The sequence below is a fragment of the Kutzneria chonburiensis genome (assembly GCF_028622115.1).
Lineage (GTDB): Bacteria > Actinomycetota > Actinomycetes > Mycobacteriales > Pseudonocardiaceae > Kutzneria > Kutzneria chonburiensis.
Map to the genome: position 1 here is coordinate 1,980,356 of NZ_CP097263.1, position 24,472 is coordinate 2,004,827.

General features: G+C 69.2%; 19 protein-coding genes and 1 pseudogene. 18 read left to right on the forward strand and 2 right to left on the reverse strand.

What is annotated here, in order from left to right; genetic code table 11:
* Window positions 1–21 precede the first annotated feature (21 nt).
* Window positions 22–1,407 (forward strand): endo-1,4-beta-xylanase, encoded by a 1,386-nt coding sequence (locus M3Q35_RS09075; protein WP_273941220.1) that lies wholly within the window; start codon window positions 22–24, stop codon window positions 1,405–1,407.
* A gap of 40 nt (window positions 1,408–1,447) precedes the next feature.
* On the opposite strand, the gene M3Q35_RS09080 is transcribed toward M3Q35_RS09075, so the two are convergent.
* Window positions 1,448–2,890: a cellulase family glycosylhydrolase gene (locus M3Q35_RS09080; protein WP_273941221.1), complete on the reverse strand. Its 1,443-nt coding sequence runs from the start codon at window positions 2,888–2,890 to the stop codon at window positions 1,448–1,450.
* Window positions 2,891–3,156: 266 nt separating this feature from the next.
* Between M3Q35_RS09080 and M3Q35_RS09085 the strand changes: the two genes are divergently transcribed.
* The 11 genes and pseudogenes from M3Q35_RS09085 to M3Q35_RS48465 all read left to right on the forward strand — a co-directional run.
* The gene (locus M3Q35_RS09085; protein WP_273941222.1) at window positions 3,157–4,950 is read left to right on the forward strand and encodes a glycoside hydrolase family 6 protein; all 1,794 of its coding nucleotides are present in this window, start codon (window positions 3,157–3,159) and stop codon (window positions 4,948–4,950) included.
* A gap of 82 nt (window positions 4,951–5,032) precedes the next feature.
* Entirely contained in the window at window positions 5,033–6,001 is a 969-nt protein-coding gene (locus tag M3Q35_RS09090) for a cellulose binding domain-containing protein (protein WP_273941223.1), read from the forward strand.
* Window positions 6,002–6,006: 5 nt separating this feature from the next.
* Window positions 6,007–7,935, forward strand: a complete 1,929-nt coding sequence (locus tag M3Q35_RS09095; protein ID WP_273941224.1) for a glycoside hydrolase family 48 protein — start codon at window positions 6,007–6,009, stop codon at window positions 7,933–7,935.
* 7 nt (window positions 7,936–7,942) lie between these two features.
* Window positions 7,943–9,454, forward strand: a complete 1,512-nt coding sequence (locus M3Q35_RS09100) for a cellulase family glycosylhydrolase (RefSeq protein WP_273941225.1) — start codon at window positions 7,943–7,945, stop codon at window positions 9,452–9,454.
* Between the two features lies 1 nt (window position 9,455).
* Window positions 9,456–11,195, forward strand: a complete 1,740-nt coding sequence (locus tag M3Q35_RS49140; RefSeq protein ID WP_273941226.1) for a lytic polysaccharide monooxygenase auxiliary activity family 9 protein — start codon at window positions 9,456–9,458, stop codon at window positions 11,193–11,195.
* Window positions 11,196–11,321: 126 nt separating this feature from the next.
* A complete protein-coding gene (locus M3Q35_RS09110; protein WP_273941227.1) occupies window positions 11,322–12,209 on the forward strand; it encodes a universal stress protein in 888 nt (295 codons plus the stop codon).
* Between the two features lie 159 nt (window positions 12,210–12,368).
* Window positions 12,369–13,424 carry a GAF domain-containing protein gene (locus M3Q35_RS09115; RefSeq protein WP_273941228.1) on the forward strand — a complete coding sequence of 352 codons (1,056 nt, stop codon included), beginning with the start codon at window positions 12,369–12,371 and terminating at the stop codon, window positions 13,422–13,424.
* Window positions 13,421–13,999 (forward strand): bifunctional DNA primase/polymerase, encoded by a 579-nt coding sequence (locus M3Q35_RS09120; protein WP_273941229.1) that lies wholly within the window; start codon window positions 13,421–13,423, stop codon window positions 13,997–13,999. The genes M3Q35_RS09115 and M3Q35_RS09120 overlap by 4 nt, the downstream gene beginning before the upstream one ends.
* A gap of 161 nt (window positions 14,000–14,160) precedes the next feature.
* Complete coding sequence (locus M3Q35_RS09125) at window positions 14,161–15,168, forward strand: TIGR03617 family F420-dependent LLM class oxidoreductase (protein ID WP_273941230.1); 1,008 nt, start codon at window positions 14,161–14,163, stop codon at window positions 15,166–15,168.
* 264 nt (window positions 15,169–15,432) lie between these two features.
* A complete protein-coding gene (locus M3Q35_RS09130; protein WP_273941231.1) occupies window positions 15,433–16,755 on the forward strand; it encodes a jacalin-like lectin in 1,323 nt (440 codons plus the stop codon).
* 471 nt (window positions 16,756–17,226) lie between these two features.
* Window positions 17,227–17,382, forward strand: a pseudogene (locus tag M3Q35_RS48465) (LacI family DNA-binding transcriptional regulator); the annotation flags it as partial.
* Between the two features lie 50 nt (window positions 17,383–17,432).
* On the opposite strand, the gene M3Q35_RS48470 reads toward M3Q35_RS48465, so the two are convergent.
* Entirely contained in the window at window positions 17,433–17,660 is a 228-nt protein-coding gene (locus M3Q35_RS48470; RefSeq protein ID WP_337960573.1) for a hypothetical protein, read from the reverse strand.
* Window positions 17,661–17,870: 210 nt separating this feature from the next.
* Between M3Q35_RS48470 and M3Q35_RS48475 the strand changes: the two genes are divergently transcribed.
* The 6 genes from M3Q35_RS48475 (at window position 17,871) to yjfF (ending at window position 24,167) form a co-directional block, all read left to right on the forward strand.
* Complete coding sequence (locus M3Q35_RS48475; RefSeq protein WP_337960574.1) at window positions 17,871–18,323, forward strand: substrate-binding domain-containing protein; 453 nt, start codon at window positions 17,871–17,873, stop codon at window positions 18,321–18,323.
* Between the two features lie 180 nt (window positions 18,324–18,503).
* Window positions 18,504–19,550, forward strand: a complete 1,047-nt coding sequence (locus M3Q35_RS09140; RefSeq protein ID WP_273941232.1) for a LacI family DNA-binding transcriptional regulator — start codon at window positions 18,504–18,506, stop codon at window positions 19,548–19,550.
* A 79-nt stretch (window positions 19,551–19,629) separates the two neighbouring features.
* Entirely contained in the window at window positions 19,630–20,610 is a 981-nt protein-coding gene (locus tag M3Q35_RS09145; RefSeq protein ID WP_379794034.1) for an ABC transporter substrate-binding protein, read from the forward strand.
* A 64-nt stretch (window positions 20,611–20,674) separates the two neighbouring features.
* Window positions 20,675–22,165 carry a sugar ABC transporter ATP-binding protein gene (locus tag M3Q35_RS09150; protein ID WP_273941233.1) on the forward strand — a complete coding sequence of 497 codons (1,491 nt, stop codon included), beginning with the start codon at window positions 20,675–20,677 and terminating at the stop codon, window positions 22,163–22,165.
* Window positions 22,162–23,184, forward strand: a complete 1,023-nt coding sequence (locus tag M3Q35_RS09155; protein ID WP_273941234.1) for an ABC transporter permease — start codon at window positions 22,162–22,164, stop codon at window positions 23,182–23,184. Before M3Q35_RS09150 ends, M3Q35_RS09155 begins: the two co-directional genes overlap by 4 nt.
* A complete protein-coding gene (gene yjfF / locus M3Q35_RS09160) occupies window positions 23,181–24,167 on the forward strand; it encodes a galactofuranose ABC transporter, permease protein YjfF (protein WP_273941235.1) in 987 nt (328 codons plus the stop codon). Before M3Q35_RS09155 ends, yjfF begins: the two co-directional genes overlap by 4 nt.
* Window positions 24,168–24,472 lie beyond the last annotated feature (305 nt).

Sequence of the window (24,472 nt, forward strand, 5' to 3'; positions counted from 1 at the left end):
GCCACGCAAGAGGGGACCATTGTGCCCAGAACCACCACGGCGCTCGCCGCCGCGGCCACGCTGGCTGTCGGCGGGCTGCTGCTCGCCGCCGTCACCAGTCAGGCCGGCGCGGCCGGCACCGGCCTGAAAACCCTGGCCGAGGCCAAGGGAATCTACTTCGGCACCGCGCTCACCCAGTCCAACCTGAGCAACTCCACCCTGACCGCGGTGGCCGGCGCCCAGTTCGACATGGTGACGCCGGGCAACGAGATGAAGTGGGACACCACCGAACCGTCCAACGGCAGCTACAACTTCGGGCCGGGCGACGCCATCGTGTCCTTTGCGCAGTCGCACGACATGCGGGTGCGCGGGCACAACCTGGTGTGGCACAGCCAGTTGCCGGGCTGGGTCAACGGCCTGCCGAGCAACCAGGTGCAGGCGGCGATGGAAGCGCACATCACCACCGAGGCCACCCACTACAAGGGCAAGCTCTACGCCTGGGACGTGGTCAACGAGCCGTTCAACGAGGACGGCAGCCTGCGCCAGGACGCCTTCTACAACGCCATGGGCAGCGGCTATCTGGCCGACGCGCTGCGCACCGCGCACGCCGCCGACCCGAATGCCAAGCTGTACCTGAACGACTACAACATCGAGGGTCAGAACGCCAAGAGCGACGGCATGTACCGGCTCGTGTCGCAGCTGAAGTCGCAGGGCGTGCCGATCGACGGCGTCGGACTGGAGAGCCACTTCATCGTCGGCCAGGTGCCGTCCAGCATGCGGGCCAACATGCAGCGCTTCACCGCGCTGGGCCTCGACGTCGCCATCACCGAGCTGGACGACCGGATCCAGTTGCCGGCCAACAGCTCCACGCTGGCCCAGCAGGCCACCGACTACGCCACGGTGGTGAACAACTGCCTCGCGGTCAGCCGCTGCGTCGGCGTGTCCCAGTGGGGCGTCGGCGATGCCGACTCGTGGATTCCGGGCACCTTCCCGGGCCAGGGCGCTGCCACCATGTACGACAACAACTACCAGCCCAAACCGGCCTACAACTCGACGGCCACGGCGCTCGGCGGCTCGACCACGACGACCACCACCACACCGCCTCCACCGCCGAATTCCACCTGCGCGGTCACGGACTCGGTGAACGCCTGGAACACCGGCCTCACCGAGAGCATCACGATCACCAACACCGGCACCGCGCCGATCAACGGCTGGTCGCTGGCCTTCACCCTGGCCGGCGGGCAGACCGTCACCTCGGCGTGGAACGCCTCGATCACGCCGGCCAGCGGCCAGGTGGCCGCGAAGAACGTGGGCTACAACGGATCCGTCGCCCCCGGCGCGTCGGTCTCGTTCGGCTTCCAGGCCACTCATACCGGCAACACCTCCGCACCCGGCGACTTCACCCTGAACGGAACTCGCTGCGCCTGACCGAACGCCGGCCCCGACCACGGTCGGGGCCGGTTTTCGGTCAGAACGAAGAGAAGTGAGCGCGAACACCCGCACCGAACGCCGTCGGCGTGCCGTCGTACGAGGTGATCAGCGACGGCCCGCTCGAGCAGTCCCAGGTGTTCCAGGTCCACGCCAGGTAGGAGGCGGCGTGCTGGTCCAGCCACGACATCAGGCCGTCCACATAGGAGTGTCCGCAGTCGTTCTCGCCGATCTCGCCGGCCACCAGCGGCACCTTGGCCGCCACCGGCGCGATCTGGCTGTCCCAGCAGGACGACGACGAGCACGTGTTGAAGTTGTACGAGTGCCAGGACGCGGCCAGGTTGTGCAGTGGATCGGTCGGCTCGTAGGTCAGCCACTGCGACAGGTCGTTGGCGTACGCCAGGCCGCCCACCATGATCACGTTGTCCGCGCCGGCCGATCGCACGGCGCTGACCAGCGACTGCGTTCCGGCCACCTGGTACGGGATGCCGGCGCAGGTGCCGCCGTCGCGCAGGCAGGCCCAGCCGTTGGCCGTGGCGCGGTCCGGATACGGCTCGTTGAACAGGTCGAACACGGTCGAGTCGTCGCCCTTGAAGGCCGCCGCGACCTGGCTCCAGAACGTCGGCGCGTACTGCGCGTCCGGCATGGGCTTCTGGCAGGTGGCGTTGACGTCCGAGCAGCCGGCGGAGTTGCCGGTGTACTGGCCGTGCGTCCAGTGCAGCTCGACGATCGCGACGATCCCGTTCTGGTGCAACAGGTTCACGTAGTCCTTGATCGCGTTCTGGTAGGTCGTGCCGGCGTACTGCGGCTTCACGTCGGACAGCGCCAGCCAGCAGTCCTCGTTGAGCGGCACCCGGACGGCGTTGACGTGCCAGCTCTTGATGGCCGCGACGGACGTCGCGTCCACCGGGCCGTCGAAGATGCCGTTGCCCTGCACGCACGCGAACTCCGCGCCGGACCGGTTGACCCCGTGCAGCGTCACCGTTTTCCCGTCGGCGTCCACGAAGTGGTTGCCGGACACCCGCAGCGCGGGTGCGGGTCCGCCGGGCGGGGGAGGCGGCGGGGGAGGAGTGGTTCCGTTGCAGGGACTGCCGTTGACGGCGAAGTCGGTCGGTTTGTCGTTGCTGCCGCTGTAACTGAAGTTCGCGCCCGCGGTGACCGAGCCGCTCGGCGGCACGGTCGCGTTCCACGGCTGGTTGGCCACGCTGACTGTCTTGCCGGACTGCGACCACGTGCCGTTCCAGCCCTGCTGGAGGGTCTGGTTGCCGGCGTACGAGTAGGTCAGCCGCCAGCCGGACAGTGGCGCGGCGCCGAGATTGCCGATGGTGACCGAGGCGGTGAAGCCGGTGCCCCAGTCGTTGACGGTGTAGTCGACGCGGCAGGCGAGCGTGCCGTCGGCGGCGGCCGGCGCGCTCGGCCCGGCCAGGCCGACCAGGGCGAAGGTCGCGGCGAGCAGGGGTGCGGCGAAGGTGCCCAATCGCATTGTCGCTCCTCGAAGGCAGGGTTACACCGACTGGGAGCGCTTCCAGAGTGCCAGGAGAGTAACTCCGGTGGAACTCGCTGTAAACAATTCTGGGCCGAGCGGGGTAAAACACATCCGGCGAATGACCGCAGACCGGGCCATGTGTGGTGAATGTGAACGCGAACCCTTCCGGTCGGGTTGCTGGCTCGTTACAGTCGGCGTCGACTGGAAGCGCTTCCAGAGCGATCGGTCAGCACTCCCCCAACGCTGCGAGGAGTACTCCGCACATGCCTGCAACCGCATCACCCGGCTCCCGTCGCACCCGTCTGATCAGCGGGCTGTCCGCGCTCACCGCCCTCGGACTGACCGCGGGCTTCCTGGTCGCCACGGGCAACGAGGCCTCGGCCGCCACCGCCTGCAAGGTCGACTACTCGGTCAATCAGTGGAGCACCGGCTTCACCGGCACGGTCACCGTGACCAACCTCGGCGACGCCATCGCCAACGGCTGGACGGTCGGCTGGGACTTCGCCGGCAACCAGCAGGTGCAACAGGGCTGGAGCGCCACGGTCACGCAGTCCGGCCAGCACGTCAGCGCCGCCGGCCCGGACTGGGCGAAGTCACTGGCCACCGGTGCGTCCGCGACCTTCGGCTTCAACGCCTCCTACTCCGGCACGAACGCCGTCCCGGCCGCCTTCACGCTCAACGGCACCACCTGCACCGGTTCCGCGCCACCCACCACGACGACCACCACCACGACAACGACCACGACGACCACCACGACCGGCAACCCGCCGCCGCCCGGGACCCACGTGGACAACCCCTACGCCGGCGCGAAGGGCTACGTGAACCCGGACTGGTCGAGCGAGGTCACCGCCGCCGCGGCGACCGCCGGCGGCACGCTCGGCAGCAAGATGTCCAAGGTGGCCAACACCTCCACGGCGGTGTGGCTGGACCGGATCGCCGCCATCGCCGGCACCGACACCCAGCGCGGGCTGCGCGCCCACCTGGACGCCGCGCTCGCGCAGGCCACCGGCGGCACGCCCGTCGTCGCCCAGTTCGTGATCTACGACCTGCCGAACCGGGACTGCGCCGCGCTGGCCTCCAACGGCGAGCTCCAGGTCAGCCAGGACGGCCTGAGCAAGTACAAGTCCCAGTACATCGACCCGATCGCGGCGATCATGGCCGACCCGAAGTACGCGAGCCTGCGCATCGTGAACATCGTCGAACCGGACTCGCTGCCCAACCTCGTCACCAACACCTCGATGGCCAAGTGCGCGGAGGCCCAGTCCAGCGGCGCCTACGTGCAGGGTGTGCAGTACGCGCTGAACAAGCTGCACGCGATCAGCAACGTCTACAACTACATCGACATCGCGCACTCGGCCTGGTTGGGCTGGGACAGCAACCTGCAGCCGGCGGTCAACCTGATCACGCAGACGATCAGGGGCACCACGGCCGGCGTGAACAGCGTTGACGGCTTCATCAGCGACACCGCCAACGACACGCCGGTCACCGAGCCGTACCTGACCGACTCCAGCCTGAACGTCGGCGGGCAGCCGCTCAAGTCGGCCACCTTCTACCAGTGGAACCCGTACTTCGACGAGTCCCACTACGACAACGCGATGTACAGCGCGTTCGTGGCGGCGGGTATGCCGAGCAGCATCGGCATGCTGATCGACACCTCGCGCAACGGCTGGGGCGGCTCGGCCCGGCCGACCGGCGCCAGCGGGTCCACAGTGGACACCTACGTCAACTCCGGGCGGATCGACCGGCGGCTGGCCCGTGGCAACTGGTGCAACCAGGACGGCGCCGGCCTCGGCCAGCGACCGACCGCCAGCCCGGCGCCGCACTTCGACGCCTACGTGTGGATCAAGCCGCCGGGTGAGTCGGACGGGGCCAGCAAGTCGATCCCGAACGACGAGGGCAAGGGCGCCGATCCGATGTGCGACCCGACCTTCCACGGCAGCCAGCAGGCCAACGGCGGCAACCTGACCGGCGCCCTGCCCGACGCGCCGCTGTCCGGGCACTGGTTCCAGGCGCAGTTCGCGCAGCTGGTCACCAACGCCTACCCGCCGGTGCAGTAGTCAGCCTCTCCCGTCCCGGGCGGTGCCTCCTCCTCCGACCCGCCCGGGACGGGAGTCCCATTCCGGAAAGGAATCCCTGCGCATGCGTCGACGACTGCGGGTCGCCCTTGGCGCCGTGGCGGCGCTGATCGCCGCCCTGATCACACCGACTGTTAACGCCAACGCGGCGGCCGTGGCCTGCACGGTCGTCTATACCACCAACGACTGGTCCAACGGCTTCACCGCCAACGTGGCCCTCACCAACAACGGCCCGGCGCTGACCAGCTGGTCGCTGACCTGGACCTTCCTGGACGGCCAGCAGGTGCAGCAGGGCTGGAGCGCCACCATCACCCAGTCCGGCGCCAAAGTTACCGCTAACAACCTGAGCTACAACGGGAATCTGCCGACGGGTGCGTCCACGTCCTTCGGCTTCAACGGCAGCAAGGGCGCGGCCAACCGGCCGCCGACGGACTTCGCCGTCAACGGCACCGCCTGCACCGGCCCGAACCAGGCCCCGACGGTGTCGCTGACCTCGCCGCGCGCCACCGACACCTACAACGCCCCGGCGACCATTCCGTTGGCCGCCACGGCGTCGGACAGCGACGGCACCATCAGCAAGGTCGAGTTCTACGCCGGCGACACGCTGCTGGCCACCGACACCACCGCCCCGTACGCCGGCAGCTGGACCAACGTGCCGGCCGGCACGTACTCCATCACCGCCAAGGCGTACGACGACAAGGGCGCGTCCACGTCGTCCAGCCCGGTCGCGGTGAAGGTGTTGTCCGGCCCGACGATCGTGGCCTCACCGGCGACGGTCAGCGTCAAACAGGGTTCAACGGCCACCTTCGGTGTGAGCCTGGCCAGCGCCCCGACCGCCAGTGTGACCGTGAACATCGCCCGGACCTCCGGCAGCGCCGACCTGACGGCGTCGCCGACCAGCCTGACGTTCACCCCGTCGAACTGGCAGACCGCGCAGAACGTCACGGTCACCTCGGCCGACAACGGGGAGACCTGGGTTCCGCGGTCTTCACCGCCACGTCCGCCGGCTACGCGTCCGGCACGGTCACCGTGACCGAGGTGTCGAAGTCCACTTCGGACTACCAGGTGGAGTTCCTCAAGCAGTACAACAAGATCAAGGACCCGAACAGCGGCTACTTCCGCAAGCTGGGCAACCTGCTGGTGCCCTATCACTCGGTGGAGACGCTGGTCGTCGAGGCCCCGGACTACGGTCACGAGACCACCTCCGAGGCGTTCAGCTACTACCTGTGGCTGGAGGCGTCCTACGGCCGGATCACCCAGGACTGGGCCCCGTTCAACGCGGCCTGGACCTCGCTGGAGACCTTCGCCATCCCGTCCAGCACCGACCAGCCGACCAACTCCGGCTACAACGCGAGCAAGCCGGCCACCTACGCGGCCGAGTACCCGAGCCCGTCGAAGTACCCGTCACAGCTGCAGTCCGGCGTGTCCGTCGGCAGTGACCCGATCGCCGGCGAGCTGAAGAACGCTTACGGCACAAGCGATGTCTACGGCATGCACTGGCTGCTGGACGTGGACAACATCTACGGCTTCGGCCACTGCGAGGACGGCACGAACACCGCGCCGGCGTTCATCAACACCTTCCAGCGCGGCTCGCAGGAGTCGGTGTGGGAGACCGTCACGCAGCCGTCCTGCGACATGATGAAGTTCGGCGGCAAGAACGGCTACCTGGACCTGTTCACCGGGGATTCCAGCTACGCCAAGCAGTGGAAGTACACCGACGCGCCGGACGCCGACGCCCGCGCCGTGCAGGTGGCGTTCCAGGCCGAGCAGTGGGCCAAGGCCCAGGGCAAGTCCTCGGCCGTCGCCGACGTGGTCAAGAAGGCGTCCAAGATGGGCGACTACCTGCGCTACTCGCTGTTCGACAAGTACTTCAAGAAGATCGGCAACTGCGTCGGGGCGAGCACCTGCGCCGCCGGCACCGGCAAGGACAGCGAGCACTACCTGATCTCCTGGTACTACGCGTGGGGCGGCTCGGCCGACCCGTCCAACGCCTGGGCCTGGCGGATCGGTGACGGGGCCGCGCACCAGGGCTACCAGAACCCCCTTGCGGCCTACGCACTGTCCACCGATCCGGGACTGAAGCCGTTGTCCAGCACCGGGGCGAGCGACTGGGCGACCAGCCTCGGCCGGCAGCTGGAGTTCCTCCAGTGGCTGCAGTCCGCCGACGGCGGCATCGCCGGCGGCGCCACCAACAGCTGGGACGGCCAGTACGGCACGCCGCCGGCCGGCGACCCGACGTTCTACGGCATGTACTACGACTGGCAGCCGGTGTGGCACGACCCGCCGAGCAACCAGTGGTTCGGCTTCCAGACGTGGGGCATGGAGCGGGTCGCCGAGTACTACCAGGCGACCAAGGACGCCCGGGCCAAGAAGATCCTGGACAAGTGGGTGCCGTGGGCGATCGCCAACACCACCGTGGGCACCGGCGGCTCGTTCCAGATCCCGTCCGACCTGACCTGGACCGGCGCCCCGGACACGTGGAACGCCAGCAACCCCGGCGGCAACACGAGCCTGCACGTGGCGGTCAAGAACTACAGCCAGGACGTCGGTGTCGCGGCTTCGCTGGCCAAGACCCTGATGTACTACGCGGCCGGCTCCGGCGACACGAAGTCGAAGACGACGGCCGAGGGTCTGCTCACGGCGCTGACCGGGCACGAGGACGCCAAGGGCATCGCGGTGCCCGAGACGCGGGCCGACTACAACCGGTTCGATGACGCGTACAACGCCTCTACGGACCAGGGTCTGTACGTGCCGCCGGGGTGGACCGGCACCATGCCCGACGGGGACAAGATCAGCTCCAGCTCGACGTTCGAGTCGATCCGGTCCTTCTACAAGAACGACCCCGACTGGTCCAAGGTGCAGTCCTATCTGGACGGTGGCCCCGCGCCGACGTTCACCTACCACCGGTTCTGGTCCCAGTCGGAGATCGCGACCGCGTTCGCGACGCACGTCGACCTCTTCGGATGAGGTGCACATGAAGCGATGGCTCGCCGCCGTTGCCGCAGTGGCCGGGCTCACCGCTGTCACGGTGAGCCCGGCCCACGCGGCCGCGAGCGCAGGCTACTACCACACGGTCGGTTCGCAGATCGTGGACTCGACCGGGGCGCCGGTCCGGCTGACCGGGCTGAACTGGTTCGGCGCGGAGACGGCCAACTACACCTTCCACGGCCTGTGGTCCCGCAACTACAAGGACATGGTCGACCAGATGGCGTCGCTGGGCTACAACGCCGTCCGGGTGCCGTACTCCAACCAGCTGTTCGACCCGGGTTCCACGCCCAACAGCATCGACGCCAACTCGAACCCGGAGCTGATCGGCCTTTCCGGCATCCAGATCCTGGACAAGGTGATCGACTACATCGGCCGCAAGGGCATGCGGGTGGTGCTCGACCAGCACCGCCCGGACAGCGGCGCGCAGTCCCCGCTGTGGTACACCGCGCAGTACCCGGAGAGCCGGTGGCTCTCCGACTGGACCATGCTCGCCCAGCGGTACAAGGGAAATCCCACCGTGGTCGGCATGGACCTGCACAACGAGCCGCACACGATCCAGGGAGGTGGCGGCGCCTGCTGGGGGTGCGGCGACACCGCCCACGACTGGCGGCTCGCCGCCGAGCGGGCCGGCAACGCCATCCTGGCGGTCAATCCGGACGTGCTGATCATCGTCGAGGGCATCGACTGCGTTTCCGGCACCGGCGATCCGCAGTGCGGCTGGTGGGGCGGCAACCTGTCGGGCGCCGCGCAGTATCCGGTTCGACTGTCCAAATCGGACAAGCTGGTGTACTCGGCCCACGAGTACGCCACCTCGGTGTTCCACCAGACCTGGTTCGACGACCCCACCTTCCCGGCCAACATGCCGGCCCTGTGGGACCACTTCTTCGGCTACCTGGTCAAGCAGCACATCGCGCCGGTGCTGGTCGGCGAGTTCGGCAGCACGCTGGTCGATCCGAAGGACACGGTCTGGTTGCAGAAGCTGTTGGCGTACATGGGAACCGGGCCGACCGGGATGAGTTTCACCTACTGGTCCTGGAACCCGGACTCCGGGGACACCGGCGGCATCCTGAAGGACGACTGGAAGACCGTCGACCAGAACAAGCAGTCGATTCTCCAGCCGTACCTGATCCCGCCGGTCGGCGGCGGCGGAGGTGGCGGTGGCGGCCCCACCCCGCCGCCTGCCTCCTGCGCGGTGACCTATCACGTCGACAGCAGCTGGAACGGCGGTTTCAACGCCACCGTCACGCTCAAGGACACCGGCACCGCTCCGCTGGCCAACTGGACGCTGACCTGGACCGAGCCCGGCGGAGTGCAGATACTCAACGGCTGGAACGCGACCGTGAGCCAGAGCGGCACGACCGTCACCGCCAAGGCTCCGAGCTGGGCACCCACGCTCAATGCCGGGGCCAGCGTGTCGATCGGCTTCCAGGCCAACGGTTCCTCGTCGGGACAGCCGACGGGGTACGCCGTGGACGGCACCGCCTGCGGGGTGAGCTGACATGCGGATGTTGTTGGCAGCAGCGCTGATCACGGCGCTGCTGCCACACCCGACGACCACGGTGCTCAGCGACGGTTTCGAGACGCAGACCGGGTTGTGGACGACCGGCGCGGCCAACTGCCAGGGCACCGGCACGGTGTCGGTGGACAACACGGTCGCGCACAGCGGCAGCCATTCGATGCGGGTCGACGGCAAGGCGTACTACTGCAACCACGCCTTCTTCGGCACGAAGCTGTCCGGCGGCACGCCGCTCTACGTCCGCTTCTACTTACGGCACAGCACACTGCTGCCGACCGGACACGTCACTTTCCTCGCCATGAAGGACAGCAACGACAACGGCCGTGATCTGCGCATGGGCGGCCAGAACGGTGCGTTGCAGTTCAACCGCGAGTCCGACGACGCGACACTGCCGGCGCAGAGCCCGGTCGGCGTGGCCCAGAGCCGGCCGCTGCCGGTCGGCGACTGGCACTGCCTGGAGTTCGGGTTGGACGGCAGCCATCTCCAGACCTGGTTGGACGGCGCCGTGGTGCCGGGTCTGGTCGTGGACGGCGTGCCGACACCGGACGTCGACCAGCAGTGGCTGGCTCGGGCTCCTGGCGTCCCGCGCCGGTGGACCTGCGGTTCGGCTGGGAGAGCTATGCCGGCGGCGACGACACCCTGTGGTTCGACGACGTCGCCGTGGCCACCACGCGAATCGGCTGTTGAGGAGTTGATCGTGAAGATGTGGAGATCGCTCGTCGTGATCGCGGCGAGCGCGGCACTGGTGCTGCTGGGCGCGGGACCCGCCTCGGCCCACGGCGCGATGATGAAACCCGGTAGCCGCACCTTCCTGTGCTGGGAGGACGGGCTGACCTCGACCGGCCAGATCGTGCCGCAGAACCCCGCCTGCTCGTCGGCGGTGAACGTCAGCGGCACGAATTCCCTGTACAACTGGTTCGCCGTGCTGCGGTCCGACGGCGCCGGCCGCACCCGCGGCTTCATCCCCGACGGAAAGCTGTGCAGCGGCGGCAATCCCAACTACGCCGGCTTCGACCAGGTCGGCAACTGGCCGCTCACGCACCTCACGGCCGGCGCCCGGTTCGACTTCGCCTACAACGCCTGGGCGGCGCACCCCGGCTGGTTCTACACCTACGTCACCAAGGACGGCTGGGATCCCACGAAGCCACTGACCTGGGACGAGTTGGAGGACCAGCCTTTCCTCACCGTGGACCACCCGCCGGTGACCGGCCAGGTCGGCACGGTCAACGGCCAGTACGACTGGTCGGGGGCGTTGCCGGCCGACAAGACCGGTCGGCACATCATCTACTCGGTGTGGAAGCGTTCGGACAGCACGGAAACCTTCTACGGCTGCTCCGACGTGACGTTCGACGGCGGGCACGGCGAGGTCACCGGCATCAAGGACGCGCCGCCGCCCCCGCCGCCCGGCAGCGGCGACCACGGGTGCATGGCCGAGTTCGCCATCACCAACCAGTGGAACGGCGGCTACCAGGCCACCGTGCAGGTCATGAACCACGGCACCGCGCCGATCAACGGCTGGACCGTCAGCTGGACCCAGCCGGCCGGGCAGACCGTGAACAGCCTGTGGAACGGCGTGATGAGCCAGGACGGTTCACTCACGGTCGTCCGCAACGCCGACTGGAACCGAACGGTGCCGGCCGACGGCTCGACCACGTTCGGACTCACCATGAACGTGACCGGGTCCAATCCCGCGCAGCCCACGGTGAACTGCTCTTCGCCGTGACGTGACCGACGCCCCCGGTTCCCCGGCCGGGGGCGTCACCCGCCGGAGGCCGGGCGGTCACTGGCTGTGAGCGGGGTTCGGCGGCGTCCGTCTCGGGCATTCTCAAGGTGACGAAAGGACGTTGCCTTGACCTCATCGCATTCTCGTCCCGTCCTGGTCGGCACCGACGGGTCGCCCGGCGCCCGGGACGCCGTGGTGTGGGCGGCGCGGGAGGCGACCGTGCGTGGCCGGCCGCTGCATCTCGTGCAGGCCGTCGAGACGCAGTGGCCGGTCGGCTACCTGCCGGGCTCGATCGCCGAGTACCCGCCGGAGCCCGACCGCGACCAGATCCGGGAGGTCCTCGCGGAGCAGTTGGCCGCGCAGGCCGCGGAGTTGGATCAGGAAGTCACGACTGCGCTGCGTGACGGCCCGGCCGCCGACGTGCTGGCGGCCGAAGCCGAGGCCGTGGAGGCCGAGCTGGTCGTCGTCGGCGGGCGCGGTCACAGTGCGTTGGCCCGCACGCTCCTCGGCTCCACGGCCTCCGAGCTCCTGCACGTGACATCGCGGCCGGTCATTGTCGTCCGAGGGACGGCTCCGGGATCGTGTGTCGTGATCGGTGTCGGCGGTCTGGGCGGCGGCGATCACGCCGCCCGCTTCGCCCTCGACTTCGCCGCACGGCACAAGCTGCCGGTGCGCGCCGTGCATGGCCGGGCCGACAGCCTGTTCGCCCTGGTCGCCGAGCGGCTGACCACTGAGCAGCGCAATGCCGCCGCGGCCGAGCACGACGTCGTGAACGCGGCCGTCGCCGCCGAGGTCGACGCGTGGCGCACGGCGCATCCCGAGCTCGACATCCAGCGCGAGGAGGTCGACGAGCAGCCCGTCCAGGCGCTGCTCGACCGTGCCGGCGACGCCGCGCTGCTGGTCGTGGGCAGCCGCCATCGCGGCGCGCTACAGCGGGTGATCCTCGGTTCGATCAGCCACGCTGTGGTCCATCACGCGCCCGTCCCGGTCGCCGTGATCCGCGAACCGGGCTGACAGGGGTGGGCGTCGGTCGAGTCGGTGGCGGCCGTCAGCGCGTTACACCCGAAGGTGCGGTGTCGGTTGGTGAACGGGTGACGGTTGCCTCCTGGCGTTCACGTTGACTGTGCAACGACGACGTCACGGGCGCATCCACCCTGTGACAGGAGCCAACCCTTGGAGCCCTTCCGGCAGACGCTCGACGCCATGTCCGAACGCGTGCGGGCGCAGGACCGACGCCCGGACTGGCGCGAGGTGCTCGGCCGGGTGCTGCTCGACGCCCGCCCGCAGGAGCAGCCGCGCGCCTTCCTGAGCACGTTGCTGGACAGTGCGGCGGTGTGCGGTTCGGCCGACACCGCCGTGTTGGCGGTGCTGATCGACGGTGGACGTTGGCTGCGGGTCGCGATGACGGCCGGCGGTTTCGGCGACTGGGCCGGTCGGCTCATCCCGGTCGAGGGATCGGTGTCGGCACTGGCGATCGAAGCCGGCCGGGCCGTGCTGCTCAGCGACATCGAGCGGGACAGCGGCGCGGTGCGGGCCGAACGCAGCGTGCGGGTCGGTCCGGCGCTGGTCGCGCCGGTGTGGCTGAACTCGCGGATGGTCGGCGTGGTGGCGCTCGGCCGGCACATCGGCCGGCCGGAGTTCCGTGCCGGCGACCGGGACATGCTGGTGGGCTTCGCCGAGCACATGGGCTGGTCGCTCGTGCTCGGCGAGCACGACGACGAGCCGGCGCCGATCACCGTCGAGGAGTACGCCGGCATCGCGACCAGAACGGCGGCCGAACTCTTCGACGTCACCATCGATCTGTCGCGGATCGGCACGGCCGCCGACGAGCACGTCCACCGGCGGCTGGCCGGCCCGATCGCCGCGCTGGCCACCGCGATCGAGCGTCTGCACGGACGGCTGCCCGGTGGTCCGCGGCCGGACCTGCGTCAGCAACTCGTGGCGGCCTTGCTGACCGAAGCCGGGCAACGGGGTCTGGTGGCGCATGTCGACGTGCCCGCGGAGCTGGGGCCGGTTTCCGCCCAGGAGCGGGCCGATCTGGCGGCGTGGGTGGAGCGTGGTGTGCGGATCGCCGCGACCTGCGCGGAGAAGCCGCACGTGGGCTTGATGCTGACCGCCGAGCGCGTCGAACTCCGTTACCAGGGACGAAGACCCGGCCATCACCTGGACGGCGTGGAAGTCCAGGACGACACCGTCGTGCTCACGCGGGCCTTCGAGCCGCAGCCGTGAGCGCGGCGGCACGGCTGTCGTCCGCCGCCGTACGTCGTGCGCTCCAGGTCGCCGCCGTCGAGTACGCGGTGCATGGTTGGCCGGTGGTGCCGGTGTCGTTCTTCGACGGCCGGAACTACGTGTGTGTGCAGGCAGATTGTTTCGAGCAGACGCTGCATCCGGTGTGGCGGCTCTGGCACGACCGCGCCAGCGCGGACCCGAAGGTCGTGGCGGCGTGGTTCCGTATGCTCACCGTGTCGGTGGGCATTCGAACCGGCGTGGTGTTCGACGTCGTCAGCCTGCCCGAAGTGGCTGCTACCAGGGTGCAGGGCGTGCTCGAGGAACGCCGTACCCCTACTCCGGTTGCGGTGTGGCGGGAACGTGGCCGGCGGCTGTTCTGGGTGGCGCGGGATCTGCCGTGGCGGCCCGCGTTGGGACGGTTGGATGCCCGCGTGTCCAGCCGTGACGGGTGGGTCCCGGCCCCGCCGACCCCGACCCGGCACGGGCCGGTGCAGTGGGCGGTGGAACCGGCGCAGACCGAATGGGGCATCGTCCAGCACGCCGATTTCCTTGCCGCGGCAGCGTCCGTGCAGTGAGCGCCATTGCTGGCGGGCAGTGTGAGTTGCCGCCATGACCCTTGTCGGCCCCGGTTCCGCAACGGCCGTCCCACGATCGCGTCGATCAATACTGGGCCCGATGAGCCCGCCAGGGTGCGGAACTGAGGGCGATTCACCAGTCGCGAGCGAGGGAGACAGGCATGGTCCGGATCGACACCGGCGACATGATGGCTGGTCCACGGGATATTGGTGCGGCGGCAAGACGGGTGGAGGCGGCCGGGTTCGACGGTGTGTGGATCGCCGAAGCCCAACACGATCCGTTCGTGCTGGCGGCATTGGCCGCGCAGGCCACCACCACGCTGAAGGTGCAGACGATCGTGGCGATCGCGTTTGCCCGCAACCCCATGTCCATGGCCGTCGCGGCCAATGACACGCAGCTGGTGAGCGCGGGGCGGTTCACCCTTGGCCTGGCCTGTGGGGTGGAGAGCCAGATCCGGCACCGCTACGGCATGCCGTGGTCCCGCCCCGCGGCCAGGATCCGGGAGTACGTGCTGGCCGTGCGGGCCATCTGGACGGCGTTCCGCACCGGGACGCAGCCCGATTTTCGGGGCGATTTCTTCACCCACACGGAACTTCCACCGTTCTTCGACCCCGGCCCCAACCCGTACGGCTACCCGGACATCAACCTGTCCGGGGTCGGCCGGCGCATGGCGGAGGTGGCCGGTGAGGTGGCGGACGGCTTCCTGTGCCACAACTTCATGACGGAGCGCTACCTGCGGGAGGTGACCCTGCCGGCGTTGGCCCGGGGCCGGGCCCGGGCGGGAAAGACCATGGCCGGCTTCCGGATCGGGCCGCCGTCGTTCCTGGTGACCGGCGCCGACGAGGCGTCGTTCCAGCGGTCCAAGGACATGGTCAAGCAGGAGATCGCCTTCTACGCCGCCACTGCGAGCTACCGACCGGTGTTGGAGTTGCACGGCTGGGACTCGCTGGCCGACGAAGCGGTGAAGCTGGCGGCCGACGGCCGGCTCGATCTCCTGGGACCGTCGATCGACGACGAGATGCTGGCGGCCTTCGCGATCGTCGCCGAACCCGATCACGTGGCCGACCGGATCAAGGCCCGGTTCGGCGACATCGCCACCCAGATCATCGTGCCCATGCCGGCGGAAGGCCACGACACCTGGTCCGGTGTGCTGGCCGCGCTGCGGTAGTCGACGCCTTCGCCGTCCCGGCCGTTCGGCCGGGACGGATGTCCTCGGCCGAACAGCTGAGTGGTCGTCGAATTCGACGGATTCCGCCGCGGTCGGCGACGAACCGGTGACGGGCGGGGGAATCTCGGGTTCTGCCCTTGACGGCTCCCGGCGGAACCGCTGATCATTCCATTCGACCGCAAGAGATGTTAGCGCTAACGCTGCGCTGTGGTGTTCCGTTGGCACACGCGGAAGAACGCCGGTCGACGTCGTAGGGGAGAGCCCGTGAGGAAAAGCCTTGTCGTCCTTGTTGCCGCAGCGGCCATGGTCGCGCCGGCGATGGTCCACGCCGACACCGCGGACGGGGGCAGCTTCTCGGTGCTGAGCTACAACGTGGCCGGGCTGCCGGAAGGGATCTCCAGCGCGCCGACGCCGCGCCAGTCGGCGACAACCGCCATCGGGCAGCGACTCGGCCCGTACGACGTCGTGCACGTGGAAGAGGACTTCAACTACCACGCCGCGTTGTACGCCGCCGACAGCCACCCGTACCGGACGCCGACCAGTGGCGGCGCGGGCATCGGCAGCGGCCTGAACTCCCTGTCGTCACTGCCGTACGACGAGGACGACTTCGAGCGCGTGCACTGGAAATCGTGCCAGCTCGACTCGGGGGACTGCCTGACGCCCAAGGGTTTCACCTTCATCCGGGAGCGGCTCGCCGAGGGCGTGTACGTGGATGTCTACAACCTGCACACCAACGCCGGCGACAACAGCGGGGACGAGTCGTCGCGGGCGTCGAACCTGGCTCAGCTGAGCGACTTCATCCAGAGCCACTCGGTCGGCAACGCGGTGATCGTCATGGGCGACACCAACACTCGCTACACCCGTGCCGCCGACACCATCGCCGGTTTCGCCGCCGCCAACGGCTTGACCGACGCGTGGGTGCAGCTCGTCCGGAACGGCAGTGCCCCGGCCCCGGGCAGCCCGGCGCTGGTGTGCGACGAGCAGCACGTCACCAATGACTGCGAGGTGGTGGACAAGATCCTCTACCGCGGCAGCCGGCTCATCGACCTCACTGCCACGTACTACAACAACGAGCACGCCAAGTTCCTCGACGACGCCGGGCGGATGCTCTCCGACCACGACCCCGTGACGGTCCGGTTCACGTGGACGCGCAACCCGGCGCTGCGCCTGTCCGACCAGTTCGGCGGTCCGCACGGCGACTACTTCACTGATGTCGCAACGGTTCCGTCAGCGGCGCGTGTCCGCACGGTATCGCTGCGCAGCGGCTCCCGGGTGGACCAGGTCGGCGTCACCCTGGCCGACGGCACGACACTGGCGCACGGCGGCAACGGCGGTGACCCGGCGTCATTGACGTTGGCCGGCAACGAGTTCATCACCTCGGCGACGCTGTGCCAGGGCAAGTACAAGGGCAACACCCGCATCTTCTCGGCCCGGTTCGTCACCAACCTCGGGCACACGCTCGCCGGCGGCTCGCCGACCTCGGACTGCGTGACGCGCACAGCACCCGACGGCTGGCAGATCGCCGGCTTCCACGGACGATCCGGCGACGAGGTGGACAAGGTCGGTTTCGTCTACACGCAGCGCTGACCGGCGGGAAGGATGGGCCGCTGTCGATCTGCGACCGGGGCCGGCAGTCGCGTCCGTCCGCGACGGGTGGAGCGCGACCAACCGCGGCACGATGATCTCGGGCTACGCCGTCACCGTCCACGCGCAGGCGGCGGTGCTGCTCGCCGTGACCGGCGCCGACAAGGCGGGCTCTTGATCGTTGGTTGCCGTGACAACCATCGTTGGACTTACCCCGCGCCCGGCAACTCGCCGGCTGCTGTTTGGCCGCCATGAACAACGGATCGGCAACGGCGTCGACCGGTCAACGCCTTTTTTCGCGAGTCGGACAATAGGCCGTGGCGGCCTCGTTTGAACATGGGATGTTTTCCCCGCCGCAGGCTCGTGACCAGGTGATATCGGGCACAGTGAATTGCCGTCCAGTGGTCTGGACATATTTCCGGCCGTGATGTGTTCGACACATTCGACGAGTGTCAATGCTAACGATTGCCATCCATGCTTGTGTGCCGTCTCCGCTCTCGTCTACTTTCCCTCCTCATCGACGGAATTCGACGGCAAAGGAGCCGGCGCGTGGTGACGATCATCGACGTGGCCCGTGCGGCCGGGGTGGCGCCCAGCACGGTGTCCTACGTGCTCAACGGGAAAAGGCCGATCTCGGCCGACACCCGCCGGCTGGTGGAGCAGAGCATCCGCCAGCTCGGCTACCGGCCGCACAGCCGGCGGACGTCCGCGCCCCGACAGCGCACGGGGGTCATCGGCCTGCTGGCGCCGCTGCACTCGGCCAACACCGTGCCCACGTTGACCAGGTTCGTGGGCTCGGTGATGACCGCCGCCCACGCCCGGGACCACGACCTGTTGCTGCTCACCCACGGCACCGGCATGGCCGCCCTGCGGCGGGCGGTGTCCACCGCGGTCGCCGACGCGCTCATCGTGACGGACGTGCAGGCGTCGGACCCGAGGATCCCTGCGCTGACGGCTCTTGGCCGCCCGGTGGTGCTGGTCGGCGAGCCGGCGCAGTCGACGGGCCTGTCGTGTGTGACGCTCGACTTCGATGCGGCGGCCGCCGGCGTCGTCGAACACCTGGCGAGTCTGGGCCACCGGACCGTCGGGCTGGTGGGCTCGCCGCTGTCCACCACCGTGTGGGGGCCGACCACGCGCGGCAGTGCACGCGAACATTCGAGGCTACGGCGGCACGGTCCGGCATTCACGTGCGTCGGCGTCCGTGCGGGGATTCCGCCGATGCCGTGCGGAGCTGCCTCCAGGCGTTGTTGGCCGGGGAATCGGGCGTCACGGCGCTGGTCGTGGAGAACGAGGTCGTGCTGCCGGGCGTGCTGGAGCACCTGCACGCGCTGGGGCGACGGGTGCCCGAGGACATCTCGGTTGTCGCCGTTTGCCGGGATGAGACGGCCAGGCGAGCGCCGATTCCGCTCACGTCCGTCGCCGTGCCCACGGCCGACCTCGGCGCGCTCGCGGTGGACACGGTGTTACGCCAGTTCGAGGGGGAGGACGAACCCGAGGTGCGGCGGATCGTGCCCCGGCTCACCGTCCGGCAGAGCTCGGGACCCGCACCGGCCATTTCGTCGTGCGCATGATGTTAGCGCTCACAGCAGATCCGGCCAGAGGGCGGACGACGCCGTTCGCGCCGTACCAGGCCGGTTCGGCGGCCGGCATCGAACCGTTATCCGACCGGTCATTGACCCGCGGCCTGTTATCGCTAACACTGTCCACCTCGACAAGCGGTGGTGAACCGCGGACGACGGGGGCTGACACAGGTGGCACGCACATCCTCGACCGACGGCGGTCGCAAGAACGCGGGGACGCCCGGCGTACGGCAGGCGAGCCTGACGGACGTGGCCGAGGTGGCGGGCGTGTCGCACATGACGGTGTCCCGGGTGATCAACGGCACCGGGCCGGTGCGGCCGGAGACCCGCGCACGGGTCGAGGCGGCCATTCGCGAGCTGGACTACCGCCCCAACTCGGCGGCGCGGGCGCTGGCCACGGGCAAGTCCGAGACGCTGGGCGTGGTCGCGCTGGACTCCACGCTGTTCGGGCCGGCCAGCATGCTGTACGGCATCGAGCACGCGGCGCGTGAGGCCGGCTACGCCATCACCATCTCCAGTGTCGGCCGGCCGCAGCCACAGTCCATTTCGGACGCCGTGGAGAACCTGCGCCGGCAGGCGGTCGAGGGCATCCTGGTGATCGCCCCGCACGTCTCGGCCGGTCACGCGCTGGACGTCGTGCCGAGCGACGTTGCGCTGGTCGCCGTCGGCGCCGCCGATTCGGCACCGGTTCCGGTGGTGACCGTGGACCAGTTCGACGGCGCGCGGCGGGCCACCGAGCACCTGCTGGCCCTTGGGCACGAGACCGTGTGGCACGTGGCCGGTCCGTCGGACTGGCTGGAGGCCGGGGCCAGGGAGCGGGGTTGGCTGGAAACGCTGCTGTCGCACGATCTTGTGGTGCCGCCGGTCCTGCGGGGCGACTGGAGTCCTCGCTCGGGCTATGAGGCGGGGCAGGCCCTGGTGAAGATGGGCAACGTCACCGCCGTGTTCGTGGCCAACGACCAGATGGCCCTCGGCATGCTGCGGGCCTTCGCCGAGGCCGGCGTCGCCGTGCCGCGGGACGTGCACGTGGTCGGGTTCGACGACGTGCCCGAGGCGGCGTACTACAGCCCGCCGCTGACCACCGTCCGGCAGGACTTCATCGAGGTCGGCCGGCAGGCGTTCGAGTTGTTGCTGCTGCGGCTGCGTGAGGAGGCCCGCGGGGCGCGTCAGCTGATCACGCCGGAGCTCATCGTGCGGGAGAGCACCGGCCCCCGATAACGGGCGGGACGGCCCGGCACGCCGCCGCCGAGCCCGTCGAATGTTAGCGCTAACGGATCGGATCAACGGTGATCGAGGAGTGAACGTGTTACGTACCAGAGTGGCGTTGCTCGTGGCCGGCGCGCTCGGCCTGACCATGCTGGCCGGCTGCGGTGGCGGTTCCCCCGCCGCGGGCGGCGACGGCGCCATCACCCTGGGCTTCGCCCAGGTCGGCGCGGAGAGCGGCTGGCGGACGGCGAACACCAAGTCGATCCAGGAGTCGGCCAAGTCGGCCAACATCACGCTGAAGTTCTCCGACGCACAGCAGAAGCAGGCCAACCAGATCCAGGCCATCCGCTCCTACATCCAGCAGAAGGTCAGCGTGATCGCCTTCTCGCCGGTGGTGGAGACCGGCTGGGACACCGTGCTCAAGGAGGCCAAGACCGCGAACATCCCGGTGATCCTCACCGACCGCGCGATCGACTCCAAGGACACCTCGCTGTACAAGAGCTTCCTGGGCTCCGACTTCGTCAACGAGGGCAAGGAGGCCGGTGACTGGGTGGCCAAGGAGTACGCGTCGGCCACCGCGCCGGTGAACGTCGCCGTGCTGGAGGGCACCACCGGCTCGGCGCCGGCCAACGACCGGTCCAAGGGCTTCAACGACGTGGTCAAGGCCGACCCGAAGTTCAAGATCGTCGCCTCCCAGAGCGGTGACTTCACCCGGGCCCAGGGCAAGCAGGTGATGGAGTCGTTCCTCAAGTCGCAGAGCAAGATCGACCTGCTCTTCGCGCAGAACGACGACATGGGCCTCGGCGCGCTGGACGCCATCCAGGCCGCCGGCCTGACCCCCGGCAAGGACATCAAGATCGTCACGGTCGACGGCACCCACGACGGCCTGCAGGCCCTGGCCGACGGCAAGTTCAACTACGTCGTCGAGTGCAACCCGCTGCTCGGCCCGCAGCTGATGGACCTGGTCAAGAAGGTCGCCGCCGGGCAGAGCGTGCCCGAGCGCATCCTGACCAAGGAGACCGCGTTCGACCAGGCGGCGGCCAAGGCCGCGCTGCCGAGCCGCCAGTACTGATCGTGTCCGCCCGCGTCCACCCCAGAACGGCCATGCGATGAACCAATCCCGAGCGATCCTCCGGATGACCGGCATCAGCAAGCGGTTCCCCGGCGTCACCGCCCTCGACGGCGTCGACTTCCGCCTGTTCCCCGGCGAGGTGCACGCCCTGATGGGCGAGAACGGCGCCGGAAAGTCGACCCTGATCAAGGTGTTGACCGGGGTCGAGGGTGTGGACGCGGGCGCGATCGAGTTGTCCGGGTCGCCGGTGGCCTTCGGCGGCCCGGACCAGGCCCAGCGGGCCGGCGTCAGCACGGTCTACCAGGAGGTGAACCTGTGTCCGAACCTGTCGGTCGCGGAGAACATCTTCATCGGCCGTGAGCCGCGCCGGTTCGGCCGCATCCAGTGGTCGCGGATGCGCAAGCGGGCCGAAGAGCTGTTGGCCCGGCTCGACCTTCGCGTCGACGTGTCGGCCGAGCTGGGCACGCAGTCGATCGCGGTGCAGCAGATGGTGGCCATCGCCCGCGCCCTCGACGTGCAGGCGCGGGTGCTGGTGCTCGACGAGCCGACGTCCAGTTTGGACGCCAAGGAGGTCGAGCAGCTGATGACCGTGCTGCGGGCGCTGCGCGCCGACGGCATGGCCATTCTGTTCGTGTCCCACTTCATCGACCAGGTTTTCGCCATCGCCGACCGGATGACCGTGCTGCGCAACGGAAAGCTCGTCGGCGAGTACCTCACCGCCGAGATGACGCCGGTCGAGCTGGTCCGGAAGATGATCGGCAAGGAACTGGCCGCGCTGGACGAGCTGGAGGTGTCCGAGCGGTCCCGGCCCGACGCGGACCCTCCGGTGCTGGTGTCGGCCGACGGGTTGGGCCGCAACGGCGCCATCGAGCCGTTCGCGTTAACAGTCAAGCGGGGCGAGGTGGTCGGGCTGGCCGGGCTGCTCGGCTCCGGCCGCACCGAGCTGGCCCGGCTGCTGTTCGGCGCCGACCACGCCGACGCCGGCACCGTCGACATCGACGGCCAGCGCGTGCACCTGCGGTCGCCTCGGGTGGCGATGAAGCACCGCATCGCCTTCTGTTCCGAGAACCGCAAGACCGAGGGCCTGATCGCCGAGCTGACCATCCGGGAGAACATCGCGCTGGCCGTGCAGGCCTCCCGCGGTTGGCTGCGGCCGATCCCGCGGCGGCGTCAGCTCGAACTGGCCGCCCGCTACATCGAGGCGCTGGACATCCGCCCGGCCGATCCCGAGGCCGTGGTGGGCACGCTGTCCGGCGGCAACCAGCAGAAGGTGCTGCTGGCCCGGTGGCTGGCCACCGAGCCGCGGCTGCTGATCCTGGACGAGCCCACCCGCGGCATCGACATCGGCGCCAAGGCGGAGATCCAGCGGCTGGTGGCGTCGCTGTCCGAGGACGGCATGGCCGTGCTGTTCGTCTCCGCCGAGCTGGAGGAGGTGCTGCGGCTGAGCCATCACGTGGCCGTGCTGCGTGACCGGCGCGTCGTGGCCCAGCTGGCCAACGAGGGGCTCACCCCGGAGGAGATCATGTCGACCATCGCGGACGGGACCGGATCATGACCAGGCATCGGCTGTTCTGGCCGGCCGCGGCGCTGGTGGCGCTGCTGCTCGGCAATGTCGCGGTGTCGCCGCGGTTCTTCGCGATCGAGATCCGTGACGGCCACCTGTACGGCAACGTCATCGACATCCTCCGCAACGGCGCCCCGCTGATCCTCGTCGCCGTCGGCATGACCCTGGTCGTCGCCACGCGGGGCATCGACCTGTCCGTCGGCGCGGTGGTCGCGGTGAGCGGCGGCATGGCCTGCGTGCAGCTGGGCAGCACCTCCGTGGTCCTCGCCGTGGCCATGGCCCTCGGGCTGTGCCTGGTGCTGGGCGCGTGGAACGGCTGGCTGGTGGCGGGACTGAAGATCCAGCCGATCGTCGCCACGCTGATACTCATGGTGGCCGGCCGTGGCCTGGCCCAGCTGATCACCGGCGGCCAGATCGTCACGGTGTCTTCGGCGCCGTTCCTGGCCATCGCGGGCGGCTACCTGCTCACGCTGCCGCTGTCGTTCCTCATCGCCATGGCGGTGTTCGCGCTCACATCCCTTGTCGTGCGCCGAACTGCGCTCGGTCTGCTGCTGGAGTCGGTTGGCGGCAACCCCGAGGCCAGCCGGCTGTCCGGGCTGCGGTCGGGCCGGCTGATCTGGCTGTGCTACGTCTTCAGCGCGCTGTGCGCCGGCATCGCCGGGCTGATCATCAGCTCCAACGTGACCGGGGCCGACGGCAACAACGCCGGCCTGTGGATGGAGCTGGACGCCATCCTCGCCGTGGTGATCGGCGGCACCCAGCTCACCGGCGGCCGGTTCTCGTTGGGCGGCACCGTGATCGGCGCGCTGCTCATCCAGACCCTGACCACCACGGTGTACGCGCTCGGCATCCCGTCCCAGGAAACCCTGCTGTTCAAGGCAGTTGTCGTCACCGCCGTGTGCCTGGTGCAGTCGCCGGCGTTCCGCGCCAAACTCGTCCGTCGCCGACGACGGCCAGAACCGCCGGCGTCGCTGCCCGCGCCCGAGAAGAAGGTGGAGGTGGCCTCGTGACCGCGCTGGCCGTTCGTCTGCGGTCCTACCGGCCGCAGCGCCGCTACCTGCCCGTGTTGGCCGCCTTCGCTTTGTTGGTCGGCGCATACGGCTTCGGTGCCGCCCGGTACCCCGCGTTCGGTTCCGGCCAAGTGGTGCTGGACATCTTCATCGACCATGCCTTCCTACTGGTGGTCGCGGTCGGGGCGACGTTCGTCATCCTGACCGGCGGCATCGACCTCTCGGTCGGTTCCGTCGCCGCACTGTCCACAATGGCCTCCGCTGATCTGTTGCAGCACAAGGGCTGGCCCGCCTACGCCGTCATCCCGTTGGTGCTCGCGATGGGCGCGATCCTCGGCTTCGCGATGGGGCTGGTGATCCACTACTTCGAGATCCAGCCGTTCATCGTCACGCTGGCCGGCATGTTCTTGGCCCGGGGGCTGTGCTACACGATCAGCACCGAGTCCATCGCCATCGACAACGGCACCTACACCGCCATGGCCCAGACGCCGATTCCACTCGGTGGCACCCTGCACGTGTCGCCCAGCGTCGTGATCGCCCTGGTAGTCGTCGCGATCGCCGGCTACGTCCTGCACTTCTCCCGCTTCGGCCGGACCGTCTACGCCGTCGGCGGCGGTGAGCGCTCCGCGCTGTTGATGGGCTTGGCCGTCGCGCGCACCAAGGTTGCCGTCTACACCATCAGCGGCCTTTGCTCCGCCCTCGGCGGTGTGCTCATGGCCTTCTACACCCTGTCCGCCGACCCCCTCGGGGGCGTCGGCATGGAGCTCGACGCCATCGCCGCCGTAGTCATCGGCGGCACCATCCTCACCGGCGGTTCCGGCTACGTCCTCGGCACCGTGCTCGGCGTGCTCGTCCTGGGCATCATCCAGACCCTCATCACCTTCGACGGCACGCTGAGTTCGTGGTGGACCCGCATCGTGATCGGCGTGCTGTTGTTCGTGTTCATCGCCCTCCAGCGCCTGATCGCCCGCCGCTCGCGCTGACCGCCACGTGTCCCTGCCGATCCCCACCACCTTGTCCGGCCAGGAGGAGTTGTTCATCGCCTACCTGACCCGGCCCGTTGGTCGCCTGCTCCACGCCGCCGTACACCGCCTTCGGCACCGCAGCCGCCAGGCAGGGCGCACAAGTGATCCCGGCCGCCGCCCGATGTGATGCGGGTGGGTGGGTGGCTTTTGCGCCCCGCCCGCCCTCGGCGGTCTAGCGGTTGGGGTTGGTGTCAGCGACTGCTTCACTTCTCGGCCGGGCTGAGCGCGGGTACCCACGTCACACTCTGCCGTTGCGAGCTCGA